20 protein-coding genes are annotated in these 16,481 nt (G+C 69.3%); 8 read left to right on the forward strand and 12 right to left on the reverse strand.

Going from position 1 to position 16,481, the window contains the following annotated elements:
- Window positions 1-6: 6 nt before the first annotated feature.
- The 4 genes from ACWEO7_RS03275 to ACWEO7_RS03290 form a co-directional block, all read right to left on the reverse strand.
- A complete protein-coding gene (locus ACWEO7_RS03275; RefSeq protein WP_452420638.1) occupies window positions 7-909 on the reverse strand; it encodes an ROK family protein in 903 nt (300 codons plus the stop codon).
- A gap of 67 nt (window positions 910-976) precedes the next feature.
- Complete coding sequence (locus ACWEO7_RS03280) at window positions 977-1,480, reverse strand: YbjN domain-containing protein (RefSeq protein ID WP_452420369.1); 504 nt, start codon at window positions 1,478-1,480, stop codon at window positions 977-979.
- Window positions 1,477-2,922, reverse strand: a complete 1,446-nt coding sequence (mshA, locus tag ACWEO7_RS03285; protein ID WP_452420371.1) for a D-inositol-3-phosphate glycosyltransferase — start codon at window positions 2,920-2,922, stop codon at window positions 1,477-1,479. The genes ACWEO7_RS03280 and mshA overlap by 4 nt, the downstream gene beginning before the upstream one ends.
- A 77-nt stretch (window positions 2,923-2,999) precedes the next feature.
- Window positions 3,000-3,821, reverse strand: coding sequence for an alpha/beta fold hydrolase (locus ACWEO7_RS03290; RefSeq protein ID WP_452420373.1), 822 nt, complete (start codon window positions 3,819-3,821; stop codon window positions 3,000-3,002).
- A gap of 71 nt (window positions 3,822-3,892) precedes the next feature.
- On the opposite strand from ACWEO7_RS03290, the gene ACWEO7_RS03295 reads away from it, so the two are divergent.
- Both ACWEO7_RS03295 and mscL read left to right on the forward strand, forming a co-directional pair.
- Entirely contained in the window at window positions 3,893-4,630 is a 738-nt protein-coding gene (locus ACWEO7_RS03295) for an SDR family NAD(P)-dependent oxidoreductase (protein WP_450017599.1), read from the forward strand.
- Window positions 4,631-4,740: 110 nt separating this feature from the next.
- Window positions 4,741-5,229 carry a large conductance mechanosensitive channel protein MscL gene (gene mscL / locus ACWEO7_RS03300; protein ID WP_452420375.1) on the forward strand — a complete coding sequence of 163 codons (489 nt, stop codon included), beginning with the start codon at window positions 4,741-4,743 and terminating at the stop codon, window positions 5,227-5,229.
- 6 nt (window positions 5,230-5,235) lie between these two features.
- Here the strand turns inward: mscL and ACWEO7_RS03305 are convergent, their stop codons facing one another.
- Window positions 5,236-6,459 (reverse strand): L,D-transpeptidase, encoded by a 1,224-nt coding sequence (locus tag ACWEO7_RS03305; protein WP_452420640.1) that lies wholly within the window; start codon window positions 6,457-6,459, stop codon window positions 5,236-5,238.
- Between the two features lie 83 nt (window positions 6,460-6,542).
- Window positions 6,543-7,622, reverse strand: a complete 1,080-nt coding sequence (locus ACWEO7_RS03310; protein ID WP_452420642.1) for a UDP-N-acetylmuramate dehydrogenase — start codon at window positions 7,620-7,622, stop codon at window positions 6,543-6,545.
- A 216-nt stretch (window positions 7,623-7,838) separates the two neighbouring features.
- Between ACWEO7_RS03310 and ACWEO7_RS03315 the strand changes: the two genes are divergently transcribed.
- From ACWEO7_RS03315 to ACWEO7_RS03325, 3 genes are all read left to right on the forward strand, one after another.
- A complete protein-coding gene (locus ACWEO7_RS03315; RefSeq protein WP_452420377.1) occupies window positions 7,839-8,324 on the forward strand; it encodes a DUF2505 domain-containing protein in 486 nt (161 codons plus the stop codon).
- A gap of 121 nt (window positions 8,325-8,445) precedes the next feature.
- The gene (locus ACWEO7_RS03320; protein ID WP_355071895.1) at window positions 8,446-8,967 is read left to right on the forward strand and encodes a DUF2505 domain-containing protein; all 522 of its coding nucleotides are present in this window, start codon (window positions 8,446-8,448) and stop codon (window positions 8,965-8,967) included.
- Window positions 8,937-9,743 (forward strand): class I SAM-dependent methyltransferase, encoded by an 807-nt coding sequence (locus tag ACWEO7_RS03325; protein WP_452420378.1) that lies wholly within the window; start codon window positions 8,937-8,939, stop codon window positions 9,741-9,743. The genes ACWEO7_RS03320 and ACWEO7_RS03325 overlap by 31 nt, the downstream gene beginning before the upstream one ends.
- Window positions 9,744-9,753: 10 nt before the next feature.
- Here the strand turns inward: ACWEO7_RS03325 and ACWEO7_RS03330 are convergent, their stop codons facing one another.
- Window positions 9,754-10,362 (reverse strand): hypothetical protein, encoded by a 609-nt coding sequence (locus ACWEO7_RS03330; protein WP_452420380.1) that lies wholly within the window; start codon window positions 10,360-10,362, stop codon window positions 9,754-9,756.
- A gap of 99 nt (window positions 10,363-10,461) precedes the next feature.
- On the opposite strand from ACWEO7_RS03330, the gene ACWEO7_RS03335 reads away from it, so the two are divergent.
- On the forward strand, window positions 10,462-11,190 hold the full coding sequence (locus ACWEO7_RS03335) for an LmeA family phospholipid-binding protein (protein ID WP_452420382.1): 729 nt from the start codon (window positions 10,462-10,464) through the stop codon (window positions 11,188-11,190).
- Between the two features lie 41 nt (window positions 11,191-11,231).
- Here the strand turns inward: ACWEO7_RS03335 and deoC are convergent, their stop codons facing one another.
- Complete coding sequence (deoC, locus tag ACWEO7_RS03340; RefSeq protein ID WP_452420384.1) at window positions 11,232-11,900, reverse strand: deoxyribose-phosphate aldolase; 669 nt, start codon at window positions 11,898-11,900, stop codon at window positions 11,232-11,234.
- Between the two features lie 154 nt (window positions 11,901-12,054).
- Between deoC and ACWEO7_RS03345 the strand changes: the two genes are divergently transcribed.
- The gene (locus ACWEO7_RS03345; protein WP_364424346.1) at window positions 12,055-12,597 is read left to right on the forward strand and encodes a GNAT family N-acetyltransferase; all 543 of its coding nucleotides are present in this window, start codon (window positions 12,055-12,057) and stop codon (window positions 12,595-12,597) included.
- Between the two features lie 242 nt (window positions 12,598-12,839).
- Window positions 12,840-13,730 carry a formyltetrahydrofolate deformylase gene (purU, locus tag ACWEO7_RS03350; RefSeq protein WP_450017580.1) on the forward strand — a complete coding sequence of 297 codons (891 nt, stop codon included), beginning with the start codon at window positions 12,840-12,842 and terminating at the stop codon, window positions 13,728-13,730.
- A 22-nt stretch (window positions 13,731-13,752) separates the two neighbouring features.
- Here purU and ACWEO7_RS03355 read toward each other — a convergent pair whose 3' ends face one another.
- From ACWEO7_RS03355 to ACWEO7_RS03370, 4 genes are all read right to left on the reverse strand, one after another.
- A complete protein-coding gene (locus tag ACWEO7_RS03355) occupies window positions 13,753-14,796 on the reverse strand; it encodes an alpha/beta fold hydrolase (RefSeq protein WP_452420386.1) in 1,044 nt (347 codons plus the stop codon).
- A gap of 92 nt (window positions 14,797-14,888) precedes the next feature.
- The gene (locus ACWEO7_RS03360; protein WP_040870424.1) at window positions 14,889-15,179 is read right to left on the reverse strand and encodes a DUF2516 family protein; all 291 of its coding nucleotides are present in this window, start codon (window positions 15,177-15,179) and stop codon (window positions 14,889-14,891) included.
- An 82-nt stretch (window positions 15,180-15,261) separates the two neighbouring features.
- Window positions 15,262-15,927 carry a heparin-binding hemagglutinin gene (locus ACWEO7_RS03365; RefSeq protein ID WP_452420388.1) on the reverse strand — a complete coding sequence of 222 codons (666 nt, stop codon included), beginning with the start codon at window positions 15,925-15,927 and terminating at the stop codon, window positions 15,262-15,264.
- Window positions 15,924-16,430, reverse strand: coding sequence for a helix-turn-helix domain-containing protein (locus tag ACWEO7_RS03370; RefSeq protein ID WP_355071881.1), 507 nt, complete (start codon window positions 16,428-16,430; stop codon window positions 15,924-15,926). Before ACWEO7_RS03370 ends, ACWEO7_RS03365 begins: the two co-directional genes overlap by 4 nt.
- Window positions 16,431-16,481 lie beyond the last annotated feature (51 nt).

Genomic DNA, 16,481 nt, shown 5'->3' on the forward strand with positions numbered 1-16,481 from the left:
GCGATGTCAGACCGGTTCGTCGGCGGTGTGCTCCGCAGCGAGCACGCCCGCGCCCGCCAGGGTGGCCCCGTCGGTGATCTCGGAGAGTTCCACGCGCAGTCCGCGCAGGAATTTCAGCCCGGCGTGCGCGTCCACCGCGGCCCGCAGCGGATCCCACAGCGGCGCACCGGATTGCGCGAACCCGCCGCCGATCACCACCCGGTCGACGTCGAGCAGGGCGGCGGCCGAGGCGACGGCCGTGCCGAGCGCGGTGCCCGCCCGGTGCAGCGCGGCGACGGCGATCTCGTCGCCCGCGTGCGCGTCCGCGGCCAGCCGCACCCCCGTGGCGCCGGGCCAACCCTGCTCGCGCGCCCAGCGCACCGAGGACATGCCACTCGCGACCGCCTCGACGCAGCCGCGGCCGCCGCAGCCACAGGGCGTGTCCCACCCGGGCACGACGATGTGACCCACGTGCCCCGCGTTGCCGGTGCGCCCGAGCAGCACCTTGCCGCCCGCGACGATCCCGCCGCCGATGCCCGACGACACCGTCATGGCCAGCGCGTCGGGCACCCCGCGCAGCGCGCCGAGGCGATGTTCGGCCAGCGCGAGACAAGCGCCGTCGACGGCGAAACGAATCGTGGCGGCGGGAAAGAGTTCCCGCACGGCGGCAACGATCGGGAACCCCGTCTTCCACTCCGGGATGTTCAACGGGCCCGTGACGCCGGTGCGCACATCCACCGGCCCGGCCGCACCGATACCTACCGCGCTGACGGGTTCCGGCCCCGCGACCACGCGCAGCAGTTCGCGACAGACATCCCACACGCCGGCGTCCGGCACGTCCACCCGGCGCACGTCGCGCACCTCGGAACCGGGGCCGACCACCCCGGCCGCGAACTTCGTCGCGCCGATGTCCAGAGCGAGAATCGCCAATGCCGTCCCTTCGCCGATCCGAGCCACCTGCGATTGTCACCCGGGAGCCGGACGGGGCGACGACCGGCTACGGCTTGTCGGCGGAATCGACCAGATGCTCGAAGGCGCGCAGGTTCTGCAGCGACTCGCCGCGCGAGACGCGCCATTTCCATTCCCGCCGAATGGATTCGGCGAACCCGAGTTCCAGCAGCACGTTGAAGTCGGCGTCGACGGCCTCGAGAATCTGGCCGAACACCCGGTCCAGTTCGTCGGCGGTGACGGCGTGCGCGGACATCCGGCCCACCAGGTAGATGTCGCCGACCCGGTCGAGGGTGTACGCGACGGCGTAGAGCCTGCGGTTACGGCGCAGCAGGAACTTGTACACGCCTTCGAAGTTCTCGTCGGGCTTGCGGCAGACGAACGCTTCGAAGCGGATCCCGTGCTTGCCCACCGTGACCATCACCGTGGTCTTCAGTTTGCGCTCACCGGGCAGGACGACGACGAAGGTCTCCTCCCCCGGCCGGGTGTATTCGATCTCCCTGTCCCGCAGCGTCTCATCGATGAGCCGCGCGGTCGTCTGTACCTCGTTCACCGGCGCACTCCCATCCGGCGCCGCCACAGCGCCCGCGATCTCGCCTGACTGTTCTCGCCGAGCAGGGCGGCCGTACGCTCCGCGGCGAGACCGGTGTGGTCGTCGGACACCCGGTCGTAGGCATCCTCCCGCACATCGCTGTGCGCCAGGCCGCGTCCGCCGAAAGCCGCCCGCTCGTCCCGGAAACCGGCCATGGCCGCGGCGTAGCTGGCCAGCAGCCCGTCGGCGGTGTGCGCCCAGGAGAAGTTGGCCGCGTGCGTGACGGCCCGCTCACCCATCCGGTGCAGCCGGTCCGGGTCGTCCAGCAGGTGGCGCAGCGCGTTCGCCCAGTCCAGGGTGCGGTGGCCGGGGACGAGCAGGCCGGAAACCTCGTGCCGTACGGCCGTGCCGAGCCCGCCCACGTCGGCGGCGAGCACCGGGGTGCCACTGGCCTGCGCCTCGATCGCGACCAGGCCGAAGGACTCGTTGTAGCTCGGCACCGCGACCAGATCGGCGGCGCGGTAGACCAGCACCAGCCGTTGCGGCGGCTGCGGGGGCAGGAAGCTGACCCGCTCGGCGATGCCGAGTTCGGCGGCCAGATCGATCAGCGCGTCCGGCCGCTCCAGCCCGCTGCCGGACGGGCCGCCCACGATCAGCACGCGCAGTTTGCGCTCCGGGTCGGCGCGCAAGACCTCGGCCGCGGCGCGCACCAGCACATCGGGCGCCTTCAGCGGCTGGATCCGGCCGACGAACGCGACGATCCGCTCGTCTGCGGCCAGCCCGAGCGCGGCGCGGGCGGCGGCCTTGTCACCAGGGCGGTAGCGGGTCAAGTCGGCGCCCGGCGGGACGACATCGATGCGCTCGGGGTCGGCGCCATAGAGTTCCACCAGCTGGCGGGCTTCCTCGGCGGTGTTGGCGACCAGCCGGTCGGACTCGGCGATCACCTGCTTCTCGCCGATCTCGCGGGTCGCCGGTTCGGGACAGTCGCCCTCGGCCAGCGCGGCGTTCTTCACCGCCGCCAGGGTGTGCGCGGTGTGCACCAGCGGCACCCGCCACCGGTCCCTGGTCAGCCAGCCGACCTGGCCGGACAACCAGTAGTGCGAGTGCACCAGGTCGTAGTGGCCGGGCAGGTGCCTGGCCTCCTGACGCAGCACCTCCGCGGTGAAGGGGCACAGCTGGGTGGGCAGATCGTGCTTGTCCAGCCCCTCGAACGGGCCTGCCACCACGGTGCGCACCAGCACGCCCGGCGCGGCCTCCTGGACCGGCGGGACGTTCGACGCGGTGGCCCGGGTGAAGATCTCCACCTCGGTGCCGCGCCGGGCCAGCTCGACGGCCGTTTGCAGGACGTAGACGTTCATGCCGCCCGCGTCGCCGGTGCCCGGCTGAGCGAGTGGTGAGGTGTGCACCGATAACACGGCTATACGGTTCGGCCGTAGGTCCAGGCGCTGACTCACACTATCCATAGTGCACGTTGCGTTCCCCGGCCCAGACACGCTATCCGCGGCAAGTGAGAGCTATCACAGAGCAGACATGAATCCGATCACAGGCTCTCGGCGAACGCGCGCACCTCGGCGACGAACCGGGAACGGTCCTCGATGAACAGGCCGTGCTGTGCGTCCTCCCAGAACGACACACGCGCGTCCGGCACGGCCTCGGCGATGTAGCGGCCGTTCTCGACGGGAACGACCCTGTCCGCGGTCCCGTGCAGGACGAGCACCGGAACGTCCAGCGTGCGCAGGGTCTCGGTGTTGTCGACGGTCCGGTAGAACAGCGCTTTGCGCACCGCGGGCGGGGTGGCGAGACTGGCCCCGAACAAGCGCTGCGCGTCCGGCCCCTTGTCCGCGCCCGGTCCGGTGTTCGCATTGCCGAACACACCGAAAGCGCGCACCGCCCGCCCCGCGCTCTCCTCGAAGACGCCCGGAATCGCCTCCCGCATCATGCTGCCGGTCGCCGCGCCGGGCACACCGGGGCCGATGTTCGCCATCGAGCCGGTGTAAACGACGCCCGCCACGGCGCCGGTGCCGTAGGCGGTCAAGTAGTCGGTCAGCACGATCCCGCCGTAGGACCAGCCGAGCAGCACCGCGCCGGACGCGATGCCCTCGGCCGCCAGCACCGCCGCGACGTCGGCCGCCCAGTTCTTCGGATCGTCGTAGCCCGCCGCGGGCGCGTCGGAGTAACCGTGGCCACGCAGGTCGACGGCGACCACCCGCAGGTGCGCGGCGAGGTCGTCGGCGGCTCCACCCCAGCAGCGCAGATTCGCCGACCAGCCGTGCAGCAGCACCAGCGGCCTGCCGTGCGCCGGGCCGCTCACCCGGTAGACGATGTTGGTTCCGTCCGCGCTCACCACGTCCCGAATAGCCATGCACCGAGGCTAACCGTGCTCGCGGTGACCGCCAGGACCCGGCAAACCTCGCGCACCTAGGATCTGTTCGCATGAGCACTCGCACCGCCGTCGTCACCGGAGCCAGCTCGGGGATCGGGGAGGCCACCGCCCGGGAGCTGGCGAAGCAGGGCTATCACGTCTACGTCGGTGCGCGCAGGCTCGATCGCCTGCGCCGCCTCGCCGACGAGATCGGCGGCACCGCACTGGAACTCGACGTCACCTCGGACGAGTCGGTGCGGGCGTTCACCGAGGCGGTCGAGCGCGTCGACGTGCTGGTCAACAACGCGGGCGGCGCGAAGGGCCTGGCTCCGGTGGCCGAGGCCGACCTGGACGACTGGCGCTGGATGTGGGAGACCAACGTGCTCGGCACTCTGCGCGTCACCAAGGCGCTGCTGCCGAAGCTGATCGCCTCCGGTGACGGGCTGATCGTCACCGTCACGTCGGTGGCCGCGTTCACCGCCTACGACAACGGCGCCGGGTACACCTCCGCCAAGCACGCGCAAGCCGTGCTGCACCGCACGCTGCGCGGAGAGCTGCTCGGACAGCCGGTGCGCCTCACCGAGATCGCGCCCGGCGCGGTGGAGACCGAGTTCTCGCTGGTGCGTTTCGGCGGCGACGCCGAACGCGCGGCCAAGGTGTACGAGGGCATCGATCCGCTGGTCGCCCAGGACATCGCGGAGGTCATCGGGTTCGTCGCGTCGCGACCGGCGCACGTCGATCTGGACCAGATCATCATCAAGCCGCGCGACCAGGCGGACGCGGGCCGGTTCGCCCGCCGCAATTCATAGCTGATACGTATTGCTCTTTCGGCGGCGCCGATCCGGCCGCGAATTGCTGGGCCTTCGCTGTTCGCCCGTAGCCGTTACCATCCGAGAGGCCGCACGCGTAAAGACATCGGATGGGAGTGATTCGGCTCATGTTCAAGGGCTTCAAAGAGTTCCTGATGCGCGGGAACGTCATCGATCTCGCGGTCGCCGTCGTCATGGGCACCGCGTTCACCTCCGTGGTGACCTCGGTGACGAAAGGTGTAGTCAATCCGCTGCTCGCGGTGTTCGGCAGCACCAATCAGCTGGGCCTCGGCGTGCAGCTGATCCCCTCCAAGCCCGCCACTTTCATCGCCGTCGGCCCGATCATCACGGCCGCCATCGATTTCTTCATGGTCGCCGCGGTGCTGTACTTCGCGCTGATCCTGCCCATGAAGACGATCAAGAACCGCTTCGGCACGCCGAAGGCGGCCGAGCCCACCCAGATCGAACTGCTGACCGAGATTCGCGACCTGCTCGCCGAGCGGCACGAGGCGGTCCGCGCCCAACGCCAGGCCGACCGAGAGGTCGAAGAGGAACACGCCGACGACGCGACCGAAGAACAGGACGTGAAGGTGCGCTAGAACCGGTCAGCGCGCCCCTGCGGGCTGCGGGGGCAGGGGTGTGGCGGACACCACGGCCGACGGCACGCCCTGCAACGCCGACATGGTTTTCCAGGTGTCCCAGTCGATGGTCCAGTCGTAGAGGTCGCCGTCGGCGGCCGAGAGCGGGATCGAGGTTCCGGTCACCTCGACCGGATCGCCGTACAGGGACGTGGGGAAATACGCCTGGGCATCACCGGGCGACAGATTGATGCAGCCGTTGGTGACGTTCGCCGACCCTTGCGCCGACAGCGATTCCGGGTTGGCGTGGATGAATTCGCCGTTGTTGGAGATGCGTACCGCCCAGCGTTCGCGAACATTGGTGTAGAACGGCGGGTTCGACATCATGAAGTCTTCGTACTTCTCGGTGACCACGTGCACACCGGAACGAGTCACGTTGCGCGCCTCGTTGCCCTCGCCGTAACTGACGGCGAAATCGAAGACCGTCCGTCCGTCGCGGACCACCTGCATGCGGTGACTAGGGGCGCTCGCCTTGACGATCTGGCTGCGGCCGATGCGGAAATCGGTGGTCAGATCGGAATCGCCGTAATTGCCGCCGCCGAGGTCGAGGCCGTAGAGCCGGGCCGAGACGTGCACGGCGGTCCCCGGTGTCCAGTAGTTCTTCGGACGCCAGTGCAGGCGGGAGCCGCCGTCGTCGGGGAACCAGGCCCACGCGCCCTCGGTGGGCGGGTCGGTGGTGATCGTGAGCGCCTTCTCCACCGCCGCCTTGTTCGTGACGGAGGACTTGAACTGCAGGATGATCGGCGCCGCGATGCCGACCTCCTGGTTGTCGCCGATGTTCAGGGTCGCGGGGACGGTGCTCTTGGGCTTCAGCGTGTGGAACGAGCCGTCGATCGGGATCGGCTTGCCGTCGGCGCCGACGGCGGTGCCCGACCAGCTGTAGGTGGCGTCGTAGCCGAGCGGCTCGGTGATGGTGTAAGCGCGCCGGTCCGGCGCGAGTTCGCCGCGGACCTGCTTGCCCGCGGCGTTGGTCAGCGCTACCTGATCGATCGTGCCGTCGCTGATCGTCACCGAGACCGGCGTTGTCGGGTTGACGTTCGTGGCGTCGGCGGCGGGGGTCAACGTCGCTTTGGCGATCGGACCGGCAGCGGGACGCGGCTTTCCGGAGCCACGGTCTATCGTGCAACCGGCCACCAGAGCGACGACCACCAGCAGGACGGCCGACACCACGGCAACCGATCGGCGGATCATCGTGCGGTGGTTCACTTCGTCGAATCTACGCGCGGCGCGCGCGCCGACCCGTCGACGCAGCGTGTGGTGTCGGCCTCAACGGGTCAGAGGGCGAGACCCACAGTGACCGGTTCGGGTTCCAACCGGATCCCGAAACGCTCGGCGACGCCGTCGCGGACCGTCCTGGCCAGCGCCACCACATCGGCCGCGCTGGCGCCGCCGCGATTGGTCAGCGCCAGTGTGTGTTTCGTCGACAGCCGGGCGGGCGCACCGTCGCCGGGGAAGCCCTTGGCGAAACCGGCCCGCTCGATGAGCCAGCCCGCGGAGAACTTGACTCCGTCCGGCGCCGGATAGGTCGGCACCGCGAGGTCGCCCACATGAGCGGCGATCGCGGCGCGCACCTGGGCCACCCGCTCCGGCGCGACCACCGGGTTGGTGAAAAACGAACCCGCGCTCCAGGTGTCGTGGTCGGCGGGATCGAGAACCATGCCCTTGCCCGCGCGCAACCGCAGCACCGCCTCCCGCACCTGCGCTGTGGGGCGGGACTCGCCGTCCGTGGCGCCCAGCGCCGAGGCCAGCTCGCCGTAACGCAGCGGCACGCTGGAACCGTCTGCGCGCAGCGCGAAGTCGACCGCGAGTACGACGGCGTCGTCGCGGTGCTTGAGCACACTGGTGCGGTAACCGAAACCGAGTTCCGCGGGCTCCACCCACCGGATCTCACCGCTGGCGCGATCCAGCAGGCGTACCCGGCGCAGCAGATTCGCCACCTCCGCGCCGTAGGCGCCGACGTTCTGCACGGGCGTAGCACCCGCCGAACCGGGAATGCCGGACAAGCACTCCAATCCTCCGAGACCCGCCTCGACCGTCGCGCGCACCACGGCGTCCCAGTCCGCGCCCGCCTCGGCGACCACGCCGCCGTCGCCGATCTCGACGCCGCCGGTGGCGATCCGCACCACGACGCCGTCGAAGCCGTCGTCGCCGATCAGCAGATTCGAGCCACCCGCGAGCAGCAGCACCGGGACATCCGCCGCGTCGAGCGCGCGGACCGTCGCGACCAACGCTTCGGTCGTCGTACATTCGGCGACCAGGGCGGGACCGCCCACGCGCAGCGTGGTCAGCTCCGCCAGCCGCACGTCGGCGCGTAGCCGCGCGCCGGTATCGGCGAGGAGATCCGACGGCACCACTCGTGAAGTTCGCACGATGATAAACGGTAGCGTGCGCGCTGATGGGTACACGCTGGTGTATTGCTCCCAGCAGTCGATCAGACGGCACCATCCGGATAGCACGAGTCCTACGCGGTACCACGCGCGCGAATGGCCCCATCCCGAGGTGTCCAGCCGCGAGCAGATCGGACAACAGGAGTCGTGGCGCTCGAGCGCTACACGGTAGCGTGTGGACCCATGGCTACACCGCTGGCGTACACGGCCCGCTACATCCATCCGACCGCCGCGGTGCGCGCGGCGTTCGCGAACGACCAGTACTGGAAGGATCGCATCGCGGAGGTCGGCGGCCCCAATGCGCGGCTGGAGTCGGTCACCGTCAGCGGTGACGAGGTGCGCGTCGAAATGGTGCAGGCCATCCCCGCCGAGCGGCTCCCCGCCGCGATCACCGCGGTGCGGCCCGGCGATCTGATCATCCCCCGCGTCGAACACTGGACCGGGGACCAGGCCACCTTCGAGGCCCGCGTCGAGGGCGCGCCCGCCGAGGTCCGCGGAGCCATCGCCTTGGCCGCCGACGGCTCCGGCGCCGTCACCACCGTCGACGGCACCATCGAGGTGAAGATTCCGCTGTTCGGCAGCAAGATCGAGAAGGCGATCGCCGAGCACCTCACCGAGCTGCTGAAGAACGAGGCGGAGTTCACCGGCAAGTGGCTCACGGCGCACTGACCCGCCTCGGGAGCACGGTCACTGTTCGACGTCACATCGTGCGGTCCCGGCCTTCGTGTCAGTTCCGCACTCCACCCGCCCATCGAGGTCGGCGCCACCGGACCCAGTAACGTGTGAGCCCATGGCACGCCGATTGGACTACTCCGCCCGCTATCCGCTGCACACCACAAAAGAGCTGTACGCGGCGCTGTCGAACCGCGATTACTGGGACGCGCGGATGGGCGAGATGCGGAAGTACACCCCCGGCAACGAGGTGGTCCGGCTGGAGGCGGGCGACGACGGGATCACGGTCGAGCTGCACCACGTCCTGCCCCGCGACATGCTGCCGGAAATCGCGCAGACGGTGATGCGCAAGGACATGGTGATCACTCGCAAGGAGTTCTACAGCCCGTACGCCGCGGAGGAGACCACCGGCAAGTACTCGGCGTCCATTCCCGCAGGCCCCGGCAGCCTGGGCGGCACCATCCGCCTGTTCCCCACCGACACCGGCTGCACCATGCGCTTCTCGTCGGAGGCGAAAGTGTTCATCCCCATGGTGGGTCCGCGCCTGGAACAGCTGATGCTGGTGAACCTGGTCGACCTGTTCCGCGGCGAGGCCGAGTTCACGGTTCAGTGGCTGGAAGAACAACACCCCACTCGCTGACCAAACCGGTCGGCAATATCACTCGTGGCACCACCGCCGTCAACCGTCTCCGCCGCAGCGACCGCTGGCTGATCAACGACGAATTCGTCGCCGACCGGTTGCGCGGTGCGCCCGACCCGCTGGTCGTCGATCTCGGGTACGGCGCGAGCCCGTGGACCACGTTCGAGCTGGCCGCCCGGCTGCGCACGATCCGCGCCGACGTGCGGGTAGTCGGATTGGAGATCGACCCGCAGCGCGTGGTGCCCGGCCGCGACAGCGTCACCTTCGCACGGGGCGGATTCGAATTGGCCGGTCTGCGGCCGGTTCTGGTGCGCGCCTTCAACGTCCTGCGGCAGTACCCGGAAGCAGCGGTTCCCGAGGCATGGTCGACGGTGCTGGCCGGGCTGGCGCCGGACGGCCTGCTGGTCGACGGCACCTGCGACGAATTGGGCAGACGCTGCGCATGGATCCTGCTCGACCGGGACGGGCCGCGCTCGCTCACGCTGGCCTGGGATCCTTTCACCGTCGAGCGTCCCTCCGACCTCGCCGAACGCTTGCCGAAGGCGTTGATCCACCGAAACATTCCCGGTGAACCGATTCACGCGCTGCTGACCGCCGCCGATCGCGCGTGGGCCCACGCCGCGCCGATGGCGCCGTACGGTCCCCGGGTCCGCTGGCGCGCGGCGGCGCGGGCGCTGCACGCGGAAGGCTTCCCGATCCGCCACTACCGTCGCCGCCTGCGCGACAGCGTGCTCTCGGTGCCGTGGACGGCGGTCGCGCCGCTCGCTACGAGCTAGCGCGGTTCCGTCACGCTAAGGCAAGCGCCCGGTATACCCGTCGCGCGGCGCGCGGCGACAAGCGCGCACCCGCGTCGGTGATCTCCTCGCCCGCGCACCGGTGGATCGCGACCGCGTCGGCCACCACCTCGTTCAGGGCGGACTGCCCGATATCGGCCTCGGCCAGGTCGAGCACCGTGCGGACCGGCGTCGTCACCAGGAACGCACCCGCCGATTCCACGTCGGCGCCTGCCAGCGTCCGGCGCAGGACCACCAGCCGCGGCGTCACCGGCGGACGTCCCGCGCGCGCCGACAGGTGCAGGAACCGCGGGCACAGACTGCCGAGCCCGTGCAACTCCGCCGCACTCTGATGGGAGACCACCGCGGCGCCGTCGAACCAGGCCGCCCACATCGCGTACTCGTCGAGCGGGCCGTCCGGCCACCCGGCCAACCGGAGTATGCCGACTCCGGCCCTCGTCACCGAACCATCGCCCAGGGCTGCTCGCACCCTCGCTCCGCACCCGGTGCGCAGCACCTGGCGAGTCGTGAAGAAACCGGCGTGCCGACCGGCCCAGCGGCGCAGAACACGCCATCCTTGTTCCGCGGATACGATCGCGCGGCTTGCCTCATCGCCGGCCATGGGCATCAGGCTACGCTCGATTTTTGTGCTTCATGTCACATTCGAACCCCTCACGGCCTCCTCAGAGACGGCACAGAAAGGTCGGGAAGAATTTCGGCCATGAGTACGAACGCAACCTCAACCTCGACGATCAACCGGCGGACCCTGCTGATCGCCCTGACCGTGGTAGCGATTCTGCTCGCCACGGTGTTGGTCGGCGGCGAGGCCTACGCCAGGCACACGGTGTCGAACTGCATCAGCTCGCAGTTCGAGAAGGAGATGGGTTCGAAGGTCGATGTGAGCTTCGGACCCAAGCCGATGCTGCTCACCTGGATCGACGGCAAAGTGCCCACGGTCAAGGTGAACAGTGACGACACCAAGTTCGGTCCCGCCGTCGGGATGGTGGTGCACGCCGTCTTCCACGACGTCGACGTCGCCGACCAGAACCGAAGCGAGATCGGCAGTTCCTCGGCGGATGTCACCTGGAGCAACGAGGGGATCAAGGAGACTCTCGGCGGCATGGTCAGCGGGGTGAGTTCCTCGGCGAGTACCGGCATGCTCACCCTGTCGGTGCTCGGCGGCTTCGCCGAACTCCAGCTGAAGCCGCAGATCGTGAACGGCACGGTCCAGGTGGAGACGATGTCTGCGGAGTTGCTCGGCATCGGCCTGCCCTCCGACCTGGTACAGAGCATCGTCGACCTGTTCACCAAGAGCCTGCAGAGCTACCCGCTCGGCATGGCGGCGACCGACCTGAAGGTCACCGACTCCGGCGTCGACGTCCACCTCTCCGGCGGGCGTACCCAGCTCGAGCCCGCGGGCAACGGCAACGGCTCCGACATGCGCTGCTGAACGCGCACCGTCGCAAGACCTTCGAGCGTTGCGCTTTGCGGTCAGATCGGGAAACCGTCGAGCACTTCACGCGATTTCGACAGCCCGAGCCGGGTCGCGCCCGCCGCGATCATCTCCGCCGCCGCCTCGGCTGTCCGGATGCCGCCACTGGCCTTGACGCCGAGCCTGTCGCCGACCGTCTCGGCCATCAACCGCACCGCGTGCGCGCTCGCGCCGCCCGCGGGATGAAATCCCGTGGAGGTCTTCACGAAATCGGCGCCCGCGCGTTCGGCGACCCGGCACACCTGCACGATCGCTTCGTCCGGCAGCGCGGCGGACTCGATGATCACTTTCAACAGCGCCCGATCCCCGATCGCCTCGCGGACCGTGACGATGTCGGACAGCACCGCCGTGTAATCACCGGCGAGAGCCGCGCCGACATCGATGACCATGTCCACCTCGGCGGCGCCCTGATCCACCGCGAGCCGCGCTTCGGCGCCTTTGACCAGCGAATGATGCTTCCCCGAAGGGAATCCGGCGACCGTCGCGACCACCAGTCCGGGCGCGCGCACCGGCAACATGGACGGCGACACACAGATCGCGAGCACGCCCAGCGCCCGCGCGTCTTCGATCAACGCGCCGACCTGCGCGGGCGTCGCCTCCGGGGCGAGCAGCGTGTGATCGATCATGGCGGCCACTTCGGCCCTGGTCAGCGACGTGGAACTTGCCATGGGGTGAGAGTCTGGCACACCGGAATCGAATTCCGTTGCGCGCCTGGCGGCAGTTCGCGCACACTCATAGCTGATGGCGCATCGGACAACGTGACGCCACGGTCGCTGACTAACGTGTGCGGATGGGCCCTACTTCGTTCGGGAGGAGACGACCGTGCTGATCCGTCGCGAACGCGTCGACGACGCCGCTGCCATCGCGGCGGTGCATCGCAGCGCATTCGCACCGCGCTATGCCCCCGCCGCCGCATCCGGTGGCCGCCCCGGCGCCGACCCGCCCGAGGTCGACCTGGTCGCTCAACTGCGCAGTGACGAGGGTTGGATCCCGACGCTCTCGCTGGTGGCGATCGAGCACGACAGTGTGGTCGGCCACCTGTGCTTGACCAGAGCCGCCGTCGGCCCGTTTCCCGTGCTGGCGCTCGGCCCGATCGGCGTTCTCGCCGACCATCAGGGCGCCGGAGTCGGCTCCGCCCTCATGCACGCGGCGCTCGGCGCCGCCGACGCCCTCGACGAACCACTGATCGGCCTGCTCGGCAGCCTGGAGTTCTACCCGCGCTTCGGTTTCGTCCCCGCCGCACGCCTCGGCATCACCCCCGACGACCCGTCGTGGATCAGCCACTTCCAGGTCCGCTCCCTCTCGGCCTACGACTCCCAGATCGCCGGCGAATTCCATTACGCCGAACCGTTTTACAACCTCTGAGCACCACCGCTCGACTCGGAGGCCTGCGGCACAGGCGACCTGCGCCGCAGGCGAACGGTCCGGGCGCTAGGCCCACGGGTCGATGACGGGCACCCCGGCAGCTCGGAACGGCGCGGTATCGCGAGTGGCGACGGCCATCCGAGCGGCGCTGGCATAGACGGCGATCGCACTCGGGGACACTTTGTCGAGCCTCGGCGAAGGCGCGGCGAATGCCCGGCGGCGCACCTGGGAGGATGAACCCCATGAGTTCCGCTCCACCCGTCTCGGACGATCGCCGCTACGTGCTGACTCTCGGCTGCCCGGATCGGCCGGGCATCATCGCCCGGATCACGTCGTTCATCGCCGAGTTCGGCGGCTCGATCGTGGAGGCGGGGTATCACTCCGACGCGGATACCGGCTGGTTCTTCACGCGTCAGGCGATCAGGGCCGCGACGGTGCCGTTCGGCATCGCGGAGCTGCGTGACCGGTTCGCCGGGGTGGCGGCGGAACTGGGGCCGGAGAGCGAATGGCAACTGCTGGACTCCGGCGCGCGCCGTCGCGCGGTCCTGCTGGTCAGCAGGGACGGCCATTGTCTGCACGATTTGCTCGGACGCGCCGCCAGCGGTGAACTGCCCGCCACCATCGAGGCGGTGATCGGCAACCACCCGGATCTGGCGGCGATGACCGAGGCGCACGGGGTGAAGTTCCATCACGTGCCGTTCCCGAAGGACCCGGCCGAGCGCGGTCCCGCGTTCGAAGAGGTCCGCGCCCTGGTGGACGCGCACGATCCGCACGCGGTGGTGCTGGCGCGGTTCATGCAGGTGCTGCCTGCCGAACTGTGTGAACACTGGGCGGGCAAGGCGATCAACATCCATCACAGCTTCCTGCCCTCGTTCGTCGGCGCTCGCCCGTACCACCAGGCTTTCGCCCGTGGCGTGAAGCTGATCGGAGCAACCTGCCACTACGTGACCCCGGAACTGGACGCGGGCCCGATCATCGAGCAGGACGTCATCCGCATCGACCACGCGGACGAAGTGCGCGACATGGTCCGCCAAGGTCGCGACATCGAGCGGGTGGTTCTGGCGCGCGGGCTGCGCTGGCATCTGGAGGGCCGCGTGCTGGTGCACGGCCGCCGGACGGTCGTCTTCTCCTGACCGGCGCGAGTGCCTGGGCGCGTCAGCCCGCGAGGTCGGCGCGGCTGGACTTGCGCGTGGCGGCGAGGACGCGCGCGAGTTCCTCGTTGAACCGCACGTAGGCCTCGACATTGCCGAGATGCCCCGCGGGCAGCACCTGATAGCGCGCGAGACTGCCGGTCTGCCGGAGCATTTCGACGATCCGCTCGGAGTGCACCGGCGGCGTCATGTCGTCGAACTGCCCCGAGATCACCGTCGTGGGGACCACCAGATTCCGGGCCGACTCCCCGACATCCATCGTGGCCAGCAGGAATCCGAACTTGGCGCGCACTCGCGCGGGACACGACCGCACGATCGCCATGCTGAAATCCAACAGCTCGCCTTTGGCCGCGGTGCTGAGGATCTGACGCGCGAACAGCCAGCGCACCGGCGCGATGGGCGGGAAGACCATCGGGGCGCCGAGCCCGAGCCTGCCGAACAAGAACGGGAGCGGCACTTTCAACTGCAGCAGCCGCAGCGGACGATTCAGCAGCGGCACGACCGTTGTCTCCAGGATCAAACGGTCCGCCGCGGTATTGGTCAGCAGCACCGCGAGCGCCTGGCGCGCGACCCGCTCGGGATAGCGGCCCGCCCACGCTTGCAGTGTCATGCCGCCGAGGCTGTGGCCGACGAGCACGGCCCGCTGCCCGGGCGCGAGCGCGGCGTCGAGCACGGCCGCCAAGTCGTCGGCCAGCAGCTCCATGGTCAGCTCGCTCGACCCGTATTCGCTCTCGCCGTGACCGCGCTGGTCGTAAGCGATCACCCGATAGTCACCGGCGAACGCGTTGATCTGCGGATTCCAGTATTCCAGGCAGCAGGTCCACCCGTGGACGAGCACGATGGCGGGGGCATCCGATGGGCCGTAGGCGTGTACGCGCAGCCGGACGCCGTCACCGGTCTGGACCGGAATCACCTCGCGATGCGCGGTCGGCGGGTTGAACGCGGCGGTCTGGTAGGTACGCGACCGCAAGTCGGCGCTGTGCGCGTCGCGCAAGCTCCGGAGCAGGCCCCGGAAGCTCGTCAACGCGGTCGGCAGCATGGCACGCATCGGACACTCCTTTGTGTTACTGCTAGATACAGTAACCCCGATTCGCGCCGCTTGCTAGTGCAAGCACCCTTACCTGTCGGCGAACTCCGCCCTCACCAGCGGGGACCCCGCTGCACCTCGTCCACCTTGGGCCGGACGTCGGCCAAGTAGACGCCCGTGGCGATGATCGCCGCGAAGGAGAGCAGGCCCAGACCCGCGGGCGAGAGCAGGAGCACGAGCACAGCCGCCCCGAGAATCGCCAGCCAGATCGGCTTGGTCAGTTTGTCCACCGCGGTGAACGCGTCCGGACGCTGACGCACGGCGTGGATCAGCGCGAAAATCGTCGCACCGAGCGCCGCCAGCCACAGCACCAGCAGGATCATCCCGGTCAATCCGTGCACCATATTCACCCCACCCATCATAGAAGCAACGCCCCCGCACACCAGGGGTGCGCGAGGGCGTCGAATCGCTTCAGCCGCGGGCCGTTCAGGCCTTCTTGGGAGCGGCCTTCTTGGCCGGAGCCTTCTTGGCCGCGGGGGCCTTCTTGGCCGGAGCCGTCTTGGCCTCACCGTTCACGGCCGGAGCCGGGGTGGCCTCGGTGGTCACCTCGACGACCTCGGCCTCGACGACCGGCGCCGGGTCGGTCTCTTCGTCGGCCGCGACCTTCGCCGGGCGGCCGATCAGTCCGTTGACGCGCCCGAGCACGTCCTCGGCGCGGCTGACCGCGTCGCCGTACAGCGTCTCGACCTTGCCGATCCGCTCCTCGACGACCTGGTTGGCGCGCAGCCGCTCGATCGTCTCCTCACCGCGGACGGCGAGGTCGGCGTAGATGTCCAGCGCCTGCCGGTAGTACTTCTCGGCCAGCGCGCGCAGCTCCTCGGCGGTGAACCTCTCGCGCAGTTCGGCGAGGTCATCCGGCAGCTCCGACGGCAGGCCGGACAGCCGCTCGCGCAGCGACTCGAACCGGTCCTGGACGTCGGCGGGAACGTTGGCGAAGCGCTCGCGCGCCTCCTCCACCCGGGCCTGCACCTCGGTGGCGGCCGCACGCTCACGCACCTGGGCGAAAGCGTCGTTGACGGCAGCGTAGAGGGCGTCACCCGCGCCGACGGTGGCGAGCAGGGGCTTGGTGACGGTGGCGTTCTTCTCGGTCATGGTGTTTCGTTCTCCTGGCGTGGCGGAGTTTCGGTTGTCGTGCGCGGAACGTCGCTGTCCCATACGTCCCCCCCTACCTCGTTTCCTCCGTTTTCCCGGCGAAACGATTCATAGATGTCCAGCAGCACCTGCTTCTGCCGCTCACTGATGAACGTGTCGGCGAGCAGTGCGTCCCGGACCGGACTGTGCGGCCGCTGCTCGAGATAGCCAGCCCGTACGTACAAGACCTCCGAGGAGACCCGCAGCGCTTTCGCGATCTGCGTGAGCACTTCGGCGGACGGATTTCGCAGTCCGCGCTCGATCTGACTGAGATACGGATTGCTCACCCCCGCCAGCTGGGCGAGCTGACGCAACGAGACTTGCGCGGCTTCCCGCTGCGCCCTGATGAAGCCTCCGATGTCGTGCGCCGCACTGACGACGCGACCCCCTCGTTCGCCGATGCCGGACGAATGCTCGTCCGATCTCTCGGTGTACTCGGCGGAAACCTCGGGCTGGTCAGCCATCACTCACCTTCTGGCGGTTGTACGAATTCGATTCTAGGTCAGGGTGCTAGC

This window comes from Nocardia sp. NPDC004260 (assembly GCF_053603155.1).

Bases quoted from the DNA above. Each gene is read 5' to 3' on its own strand.
- mshA (WP_452420371.1), bottom strand. From the start codon at position 2,922: ATGGATAGTGTGAGTCAGCGCCTGGACCTACGGCCGAACCGTATAGCC.
- ACWEO7_RS03290 (WP_452420373.1), bottom strand. From the start codon at position 3,821: ATGGCTATTCGGGACGTGGTGAGCGCGGACGGAACCAACATCGTCTAC.
- ACWEO7_RS03295 (WP_450017599.1), top strand. From the start codon at position 3,893: ATGAGCACTCGCACCGCCGTCGTCACCGGAGCCAGCTCGGGGATCGGG.
- mscL (WP_452420375.1), top strand. From the start codon at position 4,741: ATGGGAGTGATTCGGCTCATGTTCAAGGGCTTCAAAGAGTTCCTGATG.
- ACWEO7_RS03305 (WP_452420640.1), bottom strand. From the start codon at position 6,459: ATGATCCGCCGATCGGTTGCCGTGGTGTCGGCCGTCCTGCTGGTGGTC.
- ACWEO7_RS03315 (WP_452420377.1), top strand. From the start codon at position 7,839: ATGGCTACACCGCTGGCGTACACGGCCCGCTACATCCATCCGACCGCC.
- ACWEO7_RS03320 (WP_355071895.1), top strand. From the start codon at position 8,446: ATGGCACGCCGATTGGACTACTCCGCCCGCTATCCGCTGCACACCACA.
- ACWEO7_RS03330 (WP_452420380.1), bottom strand. From the start codon at position 10,362: ATGGCCGGCGATGAGGCAAGCCGCGCGATCGTATCCGCGGAACAAGGA.
- ACWEO7_RS03335 (WP_452420382.1), top strand. From the start codon at position 10,462: ATGAGTACGAACGCAACCTCAACCTCGACGATCAACCGGCGGACCCTG.
- deoC (WP_452420384.1), bottom strand. From the start codon at position 11,900: ATGGCAAGTTCCACGTCGCTGACCAGGGCCGAAGTGGCCGCCATGATC.
- purU (WP_450017580.1), top strand. From the start codon at position 12,840: ATGAGTTCCGCTCCACCCGTCTCGGACGATCGCCGCTACGTGCTGACT.
- ACWEO7_RS03355 (WP_452420386.1), bottom strand. From the start codon at position 14,796: ATGCGTGCCATGCTGCCGACCGCGTTGACGAGCTTCCGGGGCCTGCTC.
- ACWEO7_RS03360 (WP_040870424.1), bottom strand. From the start codon at position 15,179: ATGGTGCACGGATTGACCGGGATGATCCTGCTGGTGCTGTGGCTGGCG.
- ACWEO7_RS03365 (WP_452420388.1), bottom strand. From the start codon at position 15,927: ATGACCGAGAAGAACGCCACCGTCACCAAGCCCCTGCTCGCCACCGTC.
- ACWEO7_RS03370 (WP_355071881.1), bottom strand. From the start codon at position 16,430: ATGGCTGACCAGCCCGAGGTTTCCGCCGAGTACACCGAGAGATCGGAC.